Source organism: Streptococcus mitis (genome assembly GCF_946188375.1).
In the GTDB taxonomy this organism is placed as follows: Bacteria; Bacillota; Bacilli; order Lactobacillales; family Streptococcaceae; genus Streptococcus; species Streptococcus mitis_CX.
Genome location: NZ_CAMHUS010000003.1, coordinates 33,715 through 47,219 on the forward strand (window position 1 = coordinate 33,715; position 13,505 = coordinate 47,219).

13 protein-coding genes and 2 other annotated features (1 of these 15 running past the window's edge) are annotated in these 13,505 nt (G+C 41.7%); of the genes, 11 read left to right on the forward strand and 2 right to left on the reverse strand.

The window, feature by feature from the left end; genetic code table 11:
• Positions 1 to 72: a binding site (T-box leader), on the forward strand (it extends 158 nt beyond the left edge of the window).
• Positions 73 to 138: 66 nt separating this feature from the next.
• The 8 genes from trpB (N8M16_RS04295) to trpA all read left to right on the forward strand — a co-directional run bounded on the left by trpB (N8M16_RS04295) (position 139) and on the right by trpA (position 7,870).
• Complete coding sequence (gene trpB / locus N8M16_RS04295) at positions 139 to 1,317, forward strand: tryptophan synthase subunit beta (protein ID WP_125442984.1); 1,179 nt, start codon at positions 139 to 141, stop codon at positions 1,315 to 1,317.
• Positions 1,314 to 1,539, forward strand: a binding site (T-box leader). It overlaps the preceding gene by 4 nt.
• A gap of 71 nt (positions 1,540 to 1,610) precedes the next feature.
• Complete coding sequence (trpE, locus tag N8M16_RS04300) at positions 1,611 to 2,972, forward strand: anthranilate synthase component I (protein WP_261069674.1); 1,362 nt, start codon at positions 1,611 to 1,613, stop codon at positions 2,970 to 2,972.
• Entirely contained in the window at positions 2,969 to 3,535 is a 567-nt protein-coding gene (locus tag N8M16_RS04305; protein WP_261069675.1) for an aminodeoxychorismate/anthranilate synthase component II, read from the forward strand. Before trpE ends, N8M16_RS04305 begins: the two co-directional genes overlap by 4 nt.
• A 10-nt stretch (positions 3,536 to 3,545) precedes the next feature.
• Entirely contained in the window at positions 3,546 to 4,550 is a 1,005-nt protein-coding gene (gene trpD, locus N8M16_RS04310) for an anthranilate phosphoribosyltransferase (RefSeq protein ID WP_261069676.1), read from the forward strand.
• Complete coding sequence (trpC, locus tag N8M16_RS04315) at positions 4,547 to 5,314, forward strand: indole-3-glycerol phosphate synthase TrpC (RefSeq protein ID WP_261069677.1); 768 nt, start codon at positions 4,547 to 4,549, stop codon at positions 5,312 to 5,314. The genes trpD and trpC overlap by 4 nt, the downstream gene beginning before the upstream one ends.
• On the forward strand, positions 5,301 to 5,900 hold the full coding sequence (locus tag N8M16_RS04320) for a phosphoribosylanthranilate isomerase (protein ID WP_261069678.1): 600 nt from the start codon (positions 5,301 to 5,303) through the stop codon (positions 5,898 to 5,900). The genes trpC and N8M16_RS04320 overlap by 14 nt, the downstream gene beginning before the upstream one ends.
• A complete protein-coding gene (trpB, locus tag N8M16_RS04325) occupies positions 5,878 to 7,101 on the forward strand; it encodes a tryptophan synthase subunit beta (protein WP_004256047.1) in 1,224 nt (407 codons plus the stop codon). Before N8M16_RS04320 ends, trpB (N8M16_RS04325) begins: the two co-directional genes overlap by 23 nt.
• Positions 7,094 to 7,870 carry a tryptophan synthase subunit alpha gene (trpA, locus tag N8M16_RS04330; protein ID WP_084924147.1) on the forward strand — a complete coding sequence of 259 codons (777 nt, stop codon included), beginning with the start codon at positions 7,094 to 7,096 and terminating at the stop codon, positions 7,868 to 7,870. Before trpB (N8M16_RS04325) ends, trpA begins: the two co-directional genes overlap by 8 nt.
• Here trpA and N8M16_RS04335 read toward each other — a convergent pair.
• Positions 7,842 to 8,501: a prepilin peptidase gene (locus N8M16_RS04335; RefSeq protein ID WP_061588674.1), complete on the reverse strand. Its 660-nt coding sequence runs from the start codon at positions 8,499 to 8,501 to the stop codon at positions 7,842 to 7,844. The genes trpA and N8M16_RS04335 overlap by 29 nt on opposite strands.
• 69 nt (positions 8,502 to 8,570) lie before the next feature.
• Here N8M16_RS04335 and N8M16_RS04340 point away from each other — a divergent pair, with 69 nt between their 5' ends.
• Entirely contained in the window at positions 8,571 to 9,026 is a 456-nt protein-coding gene (locus tag N8M16_RS04340) for a GNAT family N-acetyltransferase (RefSeq protein WP_261069679.1), read from the forward strand.
• A 48-nt stretch (positions 9,027 to 9,074) separates the two neighbouring features.
• On the opposite strand, the gene N8M16_RS04345 is transcribed toward N8M16_RS04340, so the two are convergent.
• Positions 9,075 to 10,220 (reverse strand): low temperature requirement protein A, encoded by a 1,146-nt coding sequence (locus tag N8M16_RS04345; RefSeq protein WP_261069680.1) that lies wholly within the window; start codon positions 10,218 to 10,220, stop codon positions 9,075 to 9,077.
• A gap of 803 nt (positions 10,221 to 11,023) precedes the next feature.
• On the opposite strand from N8M16_RS04345, the gene N8M16_RS04350 reads away from it, so the two are divergent.
• Together N8M16_RS04350 and N8M16_RS04355 are read left to right on the forward strand one after the other, a co-directional pair.
• Positions 11,024 to 12,313, forward strand: coding sequence for a membrane protein (locus tag N8M16_RS04350; RefSeq protein WP_001062783.1), 1,290 nt, complete (start codon positions 11,024 to 11,026; stop codon positions 12,311 to 12,313).
• Between the two features lie 9 nt (positions 12,314 to 12,322).
• Positions 12,323 to 13,411 carry an AI-2E family transporter gene (locus tag N8M16_RS04355; protein ID WP_042750600.1) on the forward strand — a complete coding sequence of 363 codons (1,089 nt, stop codon included), beginning with the start codon at positions 12,323 to 12,325 and terminating at the stop codon, positions 13,409 to 13,411.
• Positions 13,412 to 13,505 lie beyond the last annotated feature (94 nt).

Consider the following 13,505-nt stretch of genomic DNA (forward strand, 5'->3'; position numbering starts at 1 on the left):
AGACAAGATAGAGATGTAAAGGGGATAGTCCCTTTATAATTGAGGTGGCACCGCGTTACCAACGCCCTCACGCAGAAGTAGATTCTGTGTGTGGGCTTTTTTCATATCTTGGAACCAATACAGAAAGAGGAAAATTTTATGACAACTAAAGGTTATTTTGGACAATTTGGTGGTAGTTTTGTACCGGAGCCGATTCAGGCTTTGTTGGATGAGTTGGAAGTGACATTTGACAAGTACAAGGATGATCCAGAGTTTTTGGCAGAATTTCGCCATTACTTAAAGGACTATTCAGGTCGCGAAACACCGCTCTATTTTGCGGAAAGTTTGACAGACCACTTAGGTGGCGCTAAGATTTATCTCAAACGTGAAGACCTTAACCACCTTGGTTCTCACAAGCTAAACAACGTTTTAGGACAGATTCTTTTGGCCAAACGTATGGGCAAAAAACGAGTAATCGCAGAAACAGGAGCTGGTCAGCACGGGGTTGCGACGGCGGCAGCTGCAGCCAAGTTTGGTATGGCCTGTGATGTCTACATGGGGGCAGAGGATGTGGAACGTCAACGTCTCAATGTTTTCCGTATGGAGATGATGGGAGCAACTGTTCACGCAGTTGAAACGGGAACACGAACTCTTAAGGATGCGGTTGATGCAGCCTTTGGAGCATGGATGAATGATTTGGAAGCCTTCTATGTTCTGGGATCTGCTGTAGGGCCTCACCCTTATCCTACCATTGTTCATGAGTTCCAAAAGGTCATCAGTGAAGAATCTCGCTGTCAAATCTTAGAAAAAGAAGGTCGTTTACCAGACTACGTTATTGCCTGTGTAGGTGGTGGTTCTAATGCTATTGGTGCTTTTTCTCAGTATGTGGCTGATGAAGAAGTCAAATTGGTTGGGGTCGAAGCTGCTGGTCATGGACTTGACACAGACAAGCACGCAGCTACTATGACAAAAGGTAGTATCGGAATTGTCGACGGCATGAAGACCTATGCAGTCTTTAAGGAAGATGGAGAGCTGGCTCCAGTTTACTCTATCTCAGCTGGATTGGACTATCCAGGGGTTGGCCCAGAACACGCCTACTTCAAAGATTCAGGTCGCGTGGAATATGTTGCAGCGACGGATGAAGAAGCTGTTCAGGCTCTCCTCCTTCTCAGCAAGACAGAAGGAATTATCCCAGCGATTGAAAGTTCGCACGCTATCGCAGAAGCAGTTAAACGTGCACCGAAACTAAGTAAAGACGACATTATCATCATCAATGTCTCTGGTCGTGGAGACAAGGACGTAGCTGCAATTGCAGACTACCTAGAAGCTAAAAAATAAAAGATGGAAAAATTACAGTTTTTTCTCTCACAGAGAGCTTGTGGTTGCTGGAAACAAGCAGAGAAAGCTGTAAGGTTGGGTCCATCTGAAACGAGAGGAAAAAACATAATTCTCAAGGGAGTGCCCTTTATCGCACAGCCTGTTACAGGAGGTTTCTGAGACAGGAATGAGAGATAGGAGAAATCCTATAATTGAGGTGGCACCGCGAATTTCGTCCTCACGCAAGTTATTTTGCGTGGGGATTTTTCATACAGTCGCCACGGACTAGAAGTAGAACTGAAAGGGAAATTACAATGGAACGAATCATTCATGGAGATGTCTTATCACCAATCTTGGCTTATATGCGCTTAAAGGGGCAACACAAGGTTATCTTAGAGAGTATTCCGAGAGACAAGGAAACCGCTCGTTTTTCTATCTTAGCCTATAATCCAGTTTTTGAGATTAAGTTTGAAAATGGAGTTCTTTATCAAAATGGTCAAGTGATTGATCGGGATCCCTTGGATTTCCTTTATCAAGTGACTCATAAGAGCCAGCACCATTCAGACCTACCTTTTGGTGGGGGAGCCATTGGTTTTGTTGGTTACGATATGATTTCGCTTTATGAAGAAATTGGTCAAATTCCTGAGGATACAATTGGGACGCCTGACATGCATTTCTTTATCTATGAGAGCTACATGGTCTTTGACCACAAGAAGGAAAAAATCCATGTCATCGAAGATGCTCTCTATAGTGAGCGTAATCAAGAAGACTTGGAAGAAGCCTTGAACCAAGTACTTGCGGAATTACGCATTCCTGCACCAAATGAATTTGAAGACTTGGATTTATCACCACTGGACTTCAAACCCCATATCGCTCCTCAGAAGTTTGAGGAAATGGTGGAAACAGCTCGTGACTTGATTCGTAATGGCGATATGTTCCAATGCGTGCTCAGTCAGCGCTTCTCAGCAGAAGTTACTGGAAATCCATTTGACTTCTACAGAAATCTTCGTGTGACCAATCCATCTAATTACCTTTATTTCTATGATTTTGGGGATTATCAAATCATTGGAGCCAGTCCAGAAAGTTTGGTTTCTGTCAAAAATGGCATCGTAACAACTAATCCGATTGCAGGGACACGACCAAGAGGAGCAACGGATGAAGAGGACAAGGCTTTGGCGACAGACCTGCTTTCTGATGAAAAGGAAACAGCAGAACATCGAATGTTAGTAGACTTGGGACGTAACGATATTGGCCGCATCTCTGAAACGGCAAGTGTTCAAGTTACCAAGTATATGGAAGTAGAGCTCTTCCGCTATGTCATGCATTTGACCAGTGTGGTTAAGGGGCGTTTGCTTCCAGAACTCACTGCTATGGATGCCTTGAAATCAACCCTTCCAGCTGGAACCGTTTCTGGAGCACCAAAGATTCGGGCTATGAGACGCATCTATGAACTGGAAAGAGAAAAACGGGGCGTATATGCAGGAGCAATTGGCTACTTGTCTGCGACGGGTGATATGGATTTCGCTATCGCCATCCGAACCATGATTCTTAAAAATCAAAGAGCCTATGTGCAGGCTGGGGCAGGGATTGTCTACGACTCTATCGCCCAAAACGAATACCAAGAAACCATTAACAAAGCAAAATCTATGACTAGAATTGGAGAACTAAGACCATGATTTTATTAATTGACAACTATGATTCTTTTACCTATAACTTGGCTCAATACATTGGGAATTTTGCAGAAGTGCAGGTCTTGAGAAATGATGATCCTAGGCTGTATGAAGAAGCTGAAAAAGCAGATGGTCTGGTCTTTTCTCCTGGTCCTGGTTGGCCAGTTGATGCTGGAAAGATGGAGGATATGATTCGTGACTTTGCTGGTAAGAAGCCGATTCTTGGGATTTGTTTGGGTCACCAAGCTATCGCAGAAGTTTTTGGCGGTAAGTTAGGCTTGGCTCCCAAAGTCATGCATGGGAAACAGAGCAATATCCGCTTTGAAGCGCCATCTGTTTTGTATCAAGACATTGAGGATGGCCGTGCGGTCATGCGTTACCACAGTATCTTGATTGAAGAAATGCCAGAAGACTTTGAGGTGACAGCTCGTTCGACTGATGATCAAGCTATTATGGGAATTCAACACAAAAATCTTCCAATTTATGGCTTCCAGTACCATCCAGAAAGTATCGGAACGCCAGATGGCTTGTCTTCTATTCGGAATTTTATCGAGAAGGTTGTAAAGTGAGGAAACTAGGATGAAAGAGATTATTGAAAAACTAGCAAAATTTGAAAATTTATCAGGTGTGGAAATGACGGATGTCATTGAGCGTATCGTAACTGGACGTGTAACAGAGGCACAGATTGCTTCTCTCCTCTTAGCTCTTAAGATGAAGGGGGAAACACCTGAAGAACGCACAGCTATTGCCCAAGTCATGAGAGGCCATGCCCAACATATTCCAACTGAAATCCATGACGCCATGGACAACTGTGGTACTGGAGGCGACAAGTCTTTCAGCTTTAATATTTCTACAACTGCAGCTTTCGTCTTGGCTGGTGGCGGTGTTCATATGGCAAAACACGGTAACCGCTCGATTTCTTCTAAATCTGGTTCTGCAGATGTCCTCGAAGCCTTGGACATCAACCTAGACCTCAAACCAGCTGAACTAGGTAAGGTCTTTGATAAAACTGGAATCGTCTTTCTCTTTGCCAAAAATATGCACCCAGCTATGAAATACATCATGCCAGCTCGTTTGGAGTTGGGAATCCCAACGATTATGAACTTGACTGGTCCCCTGATTCACCCAATGGCTTTGGAAACACAGCTTCTTGGAATTAGTCGTCCAGAACTCCTAGAAAGCACAGCTCAGGTTTTGAAAAATATGGGTCGCAAACGCGCCATCGTGGTTGCTGGGCCAGAAGGATTGGATGAAGCTGGTTTGAATGGAACAACTAATATTGCTCTTCTTGAAAATGGCGAAATCACCTTGTCAAGCTTCACTCCAGAGGATTTGGGAATGGAACGCATTGCAATTGAGGACATTCGGGGAGGAAACGCTCAGGAAAATGCAGAAATTTTGCTCAGCGTTCTGAAAAACGAACCAAGTCCATTCTTGGAAACTACAGTTTTAAATGCTGGTCTTGGTTTCTATGCTAATGGTAAGGTAGCTAGTATCAAGGAAGGAGTGGCCTTGGCCCGTCAAGTGATTGCTAGTGGCAAGGCCCTTGAAAAACTCAGACTGTTACAGGAGTACCAAAAATGAGTCAGGAATTTTTATCACGAATCTTGGAACAGAAGGCGCGTGAGGTCGAGCAGATGGAGCTGGAGCAAATCCAGCCCTTGCGCCAGACCTACCGCTTGGCTGACTTTTTGAAGAATTATCAAGACCGCTTGCAGGTAATCGCTGAAGTCAAGAAAGCTAGTCCTAGTCTGGGAGATATCAATCTTGATGTGGATATTGTACAACAGGCCCAGACTTATGAAGCAAACGGCGCAGTGATGATTTCAGTTTTGACAGATGAGGTTTTCTTTAAAGGGCATTTGGATTATCTAAGGGAGATTTCCAGTCAGGTAAACATTCCGACGCTCAACAAGGACTTTATCATAGATGAAAAGCAAATCATTCGAGCTCGCAATGCAGGTGCAACAGTTATCTTGCTCATCGTGGCAGCCTTGTCCGAAGAACGCCTCAAGGAACTTTTTGACTATGCGACAGAGCTTGGTCTGGAAGTTTTAGTGGAAACTCACAATTTAGCTGAACTAGAGGTAGCTCACCGCCTTGGTGCTCAAATTATCGGGGTCAATAACCGCAACTTGACCACCTTTGAAGTCGACTTGCAGACCAGTGTAGACTTGGCTCAGCACTTTGAAGAAGGGCGCTATTACATTTCTGAATCTGCTATTTTCACAGGGCAGGATGCGGAACGAGTAGCACCATACTTTAACGGAATTTTAGTTGGGACAGCTCTCATGCAGGCAGAAGATGTAGCCCAGAGAATCAAGGAGTTGCAAATTGACAAAGGTTAAGATTTGCGGATTATCCACCAAAGAAGCAGTAGAGACAGCCGTTTTAGCAGGAGCAGACTACATCGGTTTTGTCTTCGCACCTAGTAAAAGACAGGTGACCTTGGATCAGGCTGCTGAGCTGGCAAAGCTTATTCCTGCAGATGTCAAAAAGGTTGGTGTATTTGTTTCACCAATTCGGGTAGAACTGCTAGAAGCAATCGACAAAGTTGGATTGGACTTGGTACAGATTCACGGTCAGGTGTCGGATAATTTGTTTGAGGATTTGCCTTGCACCAGCATTCAGGCTGTGCAGGTGGATGGAGAGGGGCATGTGCCCTATTCTCAGGCAGACTATCTCCTCTTTGATGCCCCTGTGGCAGGGAGTGGTCAAACCTTTGATTGGGGTCAACTAGATACGGCTGGATTAACTCAGCCCTTCTTTATCGCAGGTGGGCTTAATGAAGACAATGTCGTAAAAGCAATTCAACATTTTACTCCCTATGCAGTCGATGTATCGAGCGGAGTGGAGACAGATGGACAAAAAGATCAGGAAAAGATTAGAAGATTTATAGAGAGGGTAAAGAATGGCATATCAAGAACCAAATAAAGATGGATTTTACGGAAAATTCGGTGGACGTTTTGTCCCAGAAACATTGATGACAGCAGTTTTGGAGTTGGAAAAGGCTTATCGTGAAAGTCAGGCAGACCCAAGTTTCCAAGAGGAATTAAACCAACTTTTGCGCCAGTATGTGGGGCGTGAAACTCCTCTTTACTACGCAAAAAACTTGACCCAGCATATCGGCGGAGCCAAGATTTATCTTAAACGTGAAGACCTTAACCATACAGGGGCCCACAAGATTAACAATGCCTTGGGACAAGTTCTTCTGGCTAAACGCATGGGTAAAAAGAAAATTATCGCTGAAACAGGTGCTGGTCAGCACGGTGTGGCAACTGCAACTGCTGCAGCCCTCTTTAACATGGAATGTACTATCTACATGGGTGAGGAAGATGTCAAACGCCAAGCCCTCAATGTGTTCCGTATGGAGCTTTTGGGAGCTAAGGTTGAGGCAGTGACAGACGGTTCGCGCGTGCTCAAGGATGCGGTCAATGCAGCCCTTCGTTCATGGGTAGCTAATATTGATGATACCCACTATATCCTTGGTTCTGCCTTGGGGCCTCATCCATTCCCAGAAATCGTTCGTGACTTCCAAAGTGTTATTGGTCGAGAAGCTAAACAACAGTACCGTGACTTGACAGGTAAAAATCTACCAGATGCTTTAGTAGCCTGTGTTGGTGGTGGTTCTAATGCTATCGGGCTCTTCCATCCCTTTGTAGAAGATGAGTCTGTAGCTATGTATGGGGCTGAAGCGGCTGGACTTGGTGTGGATACGGAGCACCACGCAGCTACCTTGACCAAGGGTCGTCCGGGTGTCCTTCATGGTTCCCTCATGGATGTGCTCCAAGATGCCCATGGTCAAATTCTTGAAGCCTTCTCTATCTCAGCAGGTTTGGACTATCCTGGTATTGGTCCAGAACATTCTCACTACCACGATATTAAACGTGCCAGCTATGTCCCTGTGACAGACGAAGAAGCCTTGGAAGGTTTCCAACTCTTGTCTCGTGTGGAAGGGATTATCCCAGCCTTGGAATCGAGTCATGCCATTGCTTTCGCAGTGAAATTGGCCAAAGAACTTGGACCAGAAAAGTCTATGATTGTCTGTCTATCAGGTCGTGGGGACAAGGATGTGGTTCAAGTCAAAGACCGCTTGGAAGCAGATGCAGTAAAGAAGGGAGAAACTTATGCCTAAGACACTAACAGAAAAATTGAACGCTATTAAAGCAGCTGGAAAAGGAATTTTCGTTCCCTATATCATGGCTGGTGACCACGAAAAAGGTTTGGACGGTCTTTCTGAAACAATTCACTTTTTAGAAGATTTGGGTGTTTCGGCTATTGAAGTTGGTATTCCCTTTTCAGACCCTGTTGCAGATGGACCTGTTATCGAAGAAGCTGGCTTGCGCAGTTTAGCCCACGGGACCTCTACCCAGGCTTTGGTTGAAACATTGAAAACCATTGAAACAGAGGTTCCACTTGTCATCATGACCTACTTCAACCCTCTCTTTCAGTACGGTGTGGAGAACTTTGTCAAAGATTTGGCAGATACAGCGGTTAAGGGCTTGATCATTCCAGACCTTCCTCATGAGCATACCAATTTTGTGGAGCCTTATTTGGCAGATACAGACATCGCTTTGATTCCCCTAGTTAGTTTGACGACAGGGCTTGAGCGTCAGAAAGAGTTGATTGATGGGGCAGAAGGATTCGTCTATGCGGTTGCCATCAATGGGGTGACAGGGAAATCAGGCAATTACCGCGCAGATTTGGACAAGCACTTGGCACAACTTCATCAAGTGGCCGATATCCCAGTCTTGACAGGTTTTGGCGTATCTAGTCAAGCTGATGTAGAACGCTTCAATGCGGTGTCAGATGGCGTTATCGTCGGTTCAAAAATCGTAAAAGCTCTCCACCAAGGAGAGCCGATTGAGGACTTTATCAAACAAGCAGTAGCTTACCAAAAATAATTACACAGGCAGCGAGTAAGAGGAAAGGCACGAAAGGAAGTCTTTCCTTTTTCTTTTGCAGTAGAAAGGCCAGGATGCCCGTCGCAGAAGCAAACTGAATCAAGATGAGTAATTCGGTTGCGCTAAAGACGATAGCACAAGAAGCTAAAAAGAGAAAATCCCCTGCACCCATGCGGATATCGATAAAATGAGCCACAATTCCAAGAGCAAGGAAGAAGACCATGACTAGATTCCAGCCAGAGGAAGCCATGAGGATTAGGTGGAAAGTCATCCAGACCAGTAGGGGATATTCCTGATGGCGAAAGTCGTAGATACCCAAGGTCAAACCGGCAGTTATGAGGACGACTTGTACCAAGGAAAGCCAGCCCCATGACCAAGCCAGAAAGAGGAGTCCTAAACCTAGTTCAAAGAGGGCATACCAAATAGGATAAGGAGCCTTGCAGTAGCGACAGCGAAAGCGATTGAGCACCTGCGAGAGAATAGGAATCAAATCTAAGGGACGCAAGCGAGTCTGACAGGAATCGCAGTGACTAGCAGGTTGGATAATGGATTGCTCTGGAAAACGGTCAATGACCAAACCAAGAAAAGAAGCGAGAATGCTCCCGACAAGAAAAAAATAAATATCAATCATACTTATCTATTCGTAAAAAATGGGAGAAGTAGTATAATGGAGAAACATAGATAAGATGGTGAGGCAAAGATGATAGTTCGTTTTGAAGAAAAGGTGAGCACAGAAAACGCTCAGCTCGTATGCAAATGGTCCAACTCCCTAGGCAAATCCTTTCAAGAACAATGGATGGGACCAATGATTCCTTTTCCCTTGACAATTCAAGTTTTGCAAGATTTGGAAGGAATCTTTTCAATCTTTGAAGGACAAGAGTTTGTGGGGCTTATCCAGAAAATCAGGCAAGAAGACAGTAATCTTCATATTGGAAGATTTTTTATCAACCCCCAGAAACAGGGACAAGGCTTAGGTAGGCAGGCTTTAAGGAAATTTGTTAGTTTGATCTTTGAAAATGGAGACATAGGTAGTATTTCTTTAAATGTCCTCGAAGCAAATCAAGCAGCCCAGCACCTTTATCAAAAAGAAGGATTTGAAATCGTTCAAGTGGTTGAAGCACCTGTACGAAAATACATCATGAAAAAGCTTAGATAGAAAGCAAAAAAGCCTTGGTTCCCAAAGCTTTTTTATGTTATAAACTCATTAAAAGAGCCCCCAGTTAGATTTGGAATATTTTTTATTCTGTGTCATATAAAAATAAATAAAATGAATGGCTATAGCTAGAGCTAAAATGGTTGTTATACTCACTACTATTATAGGATTAGAAGCAAAGATTAAAGAGAGAATAAAGGCAGCCAGATAGAGTGTCGCTTGGACATAGTAGTAACTTTTCGAATAGCGAAGATAGTGTTTGTTATAGGGCCCATTTACTAGGACAGCAGCTTGAAAGAGGCCAAATCCGATATAAGAGAAGCTGGTTGCAAAGAGACGATTAGCTTCAGGATTCTGAAGAAAACTCATCGAAACGGTCATCATAAGAAGTCCAATGAAAATAGGATAGTGACTGTAAATTAGAAATAGTCCCTTTTGATTAGATTTTTCATCAATAGCATGGTCGAATTGACCAAAATAAAACAAGAACAGAGAAATCATAATAATGAGATAAAGAACCGAATAAATCGAGAAATTCTCGATTGTAAAGAAGTTAGCTAGATTCGTAATCATCTCTCCAAACATAATAATGACAAGAAGGGAGATGCGCTCGATTAAATGGGGGAGATTTACCTGGTAATGCTTATCTTTATTAAGCAAGATACTTGGCATAATAAAGATAAACAGAATACTAGCAAAGAAGATATAGACTCTAACGTAAATAGGAAGAAGAGCTGCTAGATAGACTCCTAAACTTCCTAGACCTGTTATCCATAGAAAACCTTTGATACTTTCCCGTTCAACATCATCGGTTGATTTTCTAAAAAATTCAACCAAATATTGAAAAAATAAGGTAAGGGTTAATGTACCAATAGCCCAACAGACATAATGAAAATATTGTTGCCAATCAGGTCCAATCATATTGGCTATAAAGAGTAAAAGTCCCATTTTGATAAACATGATTACTATGTTAAATAAAGAGTTCTTTCCATAGCGATTGGTATAATCGGTTTGAATCATCCAGGAATCGATGAGAACCAAAATAGCAATGAAAAAATCAAGGAAAGAATTCCAAGTCAAAATACCGTTATGAAGATGGTCGATTAAAGTAGTTACTTTTGAAATTGCAAAAACAAAAACTAAGTCATAAAAAAGTTCTGAAAATTCTACACGTTTATGTTTAACAAGAGTTGTCATCTCAAGTCCTTTCTATTCTATAAGTCCGATTTATTATAACAGAAAATAGCAATAAAAGAAAAGGAGATGCTTAAATAACTTTATGTGGCGCGAATGAACTGCGCCACATAAAGTTAGGTTTTTTCTGTCCAACTTTTGGGGTCAGTACAGAAGGGCCGCTTTTTCTATCGTTTTTAGTGCTAAGACTACACAAAAAAGCCTTGAATTCCAAGGTTTTTCCTGTTGTATGTAGATGCCCCCTACAGGGATTTGGAAAGGACTTTCATATTGAGAGCAATTAAAAATATTGAAATATAAGTGATTTTAGGTATTTTCAATGTCATGATTTAAAAATGGGACAAAAGTGGGGCAAAAACCATACAGATTCTAAACTGTATGGTTCTTTTTTTATCTAACCAAGAAAGGTTAAAACTTATTAAAACAAATGCAATCAACTGTTGAAAACTTTTTAGTCCGTGTAATATAAAAATAAGTAAAAAGTTGAACTATAGGGAATATTGTGTCATAATAGGTAATAGATGAATAATTAATAGATTGGAAATAATGCTTTCTTACCTTAACAAGTTGAATTGGTTATACATTTTTTCGTCGCAATTGTGTCTATCTCTCGAGTTTAGCTAGTTTTTATAAGCTCTGGTTTCTAATCAATATAACAAATTTTAGAAGTGCATAAGACAAGATGGTGACATTACTACAGTCATTTCTAGTCACCATATGTTGCTGGCACAGGCTGTTTGTAGTGTTGGCTATTTACTAGTCAGTTTAATCGGAGTGTTTAATTTTTATTGTTGAAAGGTTTTTATATGGCGAAAATTCTATCTTTAGGTCTGACAGGTAAGAAATTACTTGCTCAGGGGTTCTTGTTTGTTCTGCTAGGTCTCATCTTGATGGTCACGGGGACTTGGTTGCCAGTAAAGGTTATTCGACTGGTTCTGTTTTTAGCTTGGATAGCAACGGTCTTAGATTTAGTATTACGTATTTTCAAAAAAAGTCAGTCAACGGACACCTTGGGAGTTGCACTGGTTAAATTGTTAGTGCTGGGATATTTGCTTGGCTCCAATCTTGCGACGGATGTGCCGATTTATATTTTGGCTCTTGTGATTGGAGTTTATCAGATTTTTCATGCTAGTATTAACCTTGTCACCTATGTTCTCTACCGCAAAAACAAAATTCGACCTCGTTTTCGTCTCTTACTAGATGGACTCGTACTAGTTTTTCTTGGTGGGACTAGTCTTTTGTCCTCTACAGGAAATTCTGTCTTTCAACTCTTTGTATTAGGGGCTTATTTTTTCCTTTATGGTGTGTCCAATATCCGTGATGGTTTCTTGTTTGAGGAGGAAATTGGGAAAAACCATCTCAAACGTCGCATTAGAATTAGCTTACCTATTGTCCTAGCCGCTCTCATCCCTGCAAGAACTTTAGCAAAAATCAACAAATTCATGCAGGAAAATGCTGATGAGAGAGAGGATATCCATCTTGGAATGGTGAAGTCTGGTAAGACAGCGGAGCTTGAAATTTTTGTTCATACAGCTGAGACCTCTCTGTTTTCGGCAATTGGTCATGTGGATATCTGCTATCAAGGCCGTGTTATTTCTTATGGCAACTATGATCCGTCTTCTGAGACCTTATTTGGCATGGTAGGAGATGGTGTCTTATATTTCTGTGATCGTGACAAGTACATTGACCTATGTAAACGTGAGAGTCAAAAAACGCTTTTTGGTTATGGGATAGATTTGACGCCTGAAATGGAAAAAGCAGTTCAGAAAAAGTTGGCTGAATTGAAACAACTGACGATTCCATGGGAGCCAAGTGCAGATAAAATCATGACAGGTGATGGTAAGGAAGACTACACCTACGCTTATAAAATCAGACATGAGACAGATGGGGAACTTTATAAATTTATCAAATCTAAGTTTAAATCCTACTTTGTCTTATCTACAAACTGTGTGCTCTTGGCTGATACCATAGTCGGTCAGGCTGGCACCGATATCCTCTCACCCAAAGGATTTATCGCTCCAGGAACTTACCAAGCCTACCTTAATCGAGAGTTTGAAAAACCAAATAGTATAGTCGTATCTAAACATGTTTATTAAGGAGAATTTATGAACTTAGTAAAAAAATACACCCCGTTAATACTTTTTATAGGGCTGGTTGCTCTTGTAATTCTGAATGCATCGAGCTTTATATCAGGAGCAATCTCTCTCTTTGATGTAATATCAACCTTGATTTATGGTGCTGTTATTGCTTTTGTGCTTAATGTTCCTATGAAAAAAATTGAACAGTACTTAGTTAAATTGAAGGTAAAGGCAGAGTTGCGTCGTCCGATTGCCATGGTACTTGTTTTCCTAGCTCTTATCTTAATCGTGATTGCTCTTTTGGTTTTGGTGCTGCCAACCCTAGCCCAGACTATTAGTCAGCTGGGAACAGTCCTTTCAACAGTCCTTACTCAACTTGGGAAATTGCTAGGCAGCTCGGAATTTGTAACCAAAGACATGTTGTCAACTATCGTATCAGGCATACAGGGACAATCTAGTTCTATTAGCCAAGCTTTGATAGGTTTTTTATCAGGTCTGACTAGTAATATCGGCAATATTTTTTCAAGTTTGATGAATGCCTTTTTGATTATAGTCTTCACCTTTTTATTTTTATCCAGTAAGGAACATTTGGCAGCGATGACGAGTCGACTTCTAAAAGTTTTTCTTCCAGAGAAGGTGGTGATAAAGTTGACTTACATTGGACAAGTAGCACTAGAGACTTATGACCAATTTTTGATGAGTCAGCTGATTGAAGCAGTTATCATAGGAGTTATGATAGCGGTTGGTTACAGCGTGTTTGGGATACCCTATGGAGTAATGACAGGTATCTTTGCAGGAGTGCTATCGTTCATTCCTTATGTAGGGCCTATGATTGCTTGTGTTGTGGGAGCGATTTTTATCTTCACAGTGAGTCCTACTCAAGCCTTACTTTCTCTTCTTCTATATCAAGTTATACAGCTGATTGAAGGAAACCTTATTTATCCTAGAGTTGTAGGTCAATCTATTGGCTTACCAGCCCTTTTCACGCTTGCGGCTGCTAGTATTGGAGGCAATCTCTTTGGCTTACTTGGGATGATATTCTTTACACCGATATTTGCTGTTATCTATCGATTGGTTAAGGAATTTGTCGTTGCAAAGGAAAATCAGCTAGATTAAGAAAAACTAAATTTAATAAGATATACTGAGAAGAGAGTGAGAGATTCTCTTCTCTTTTATTTTTAAATACTTTTCTACAAAAAGCTATTAGACG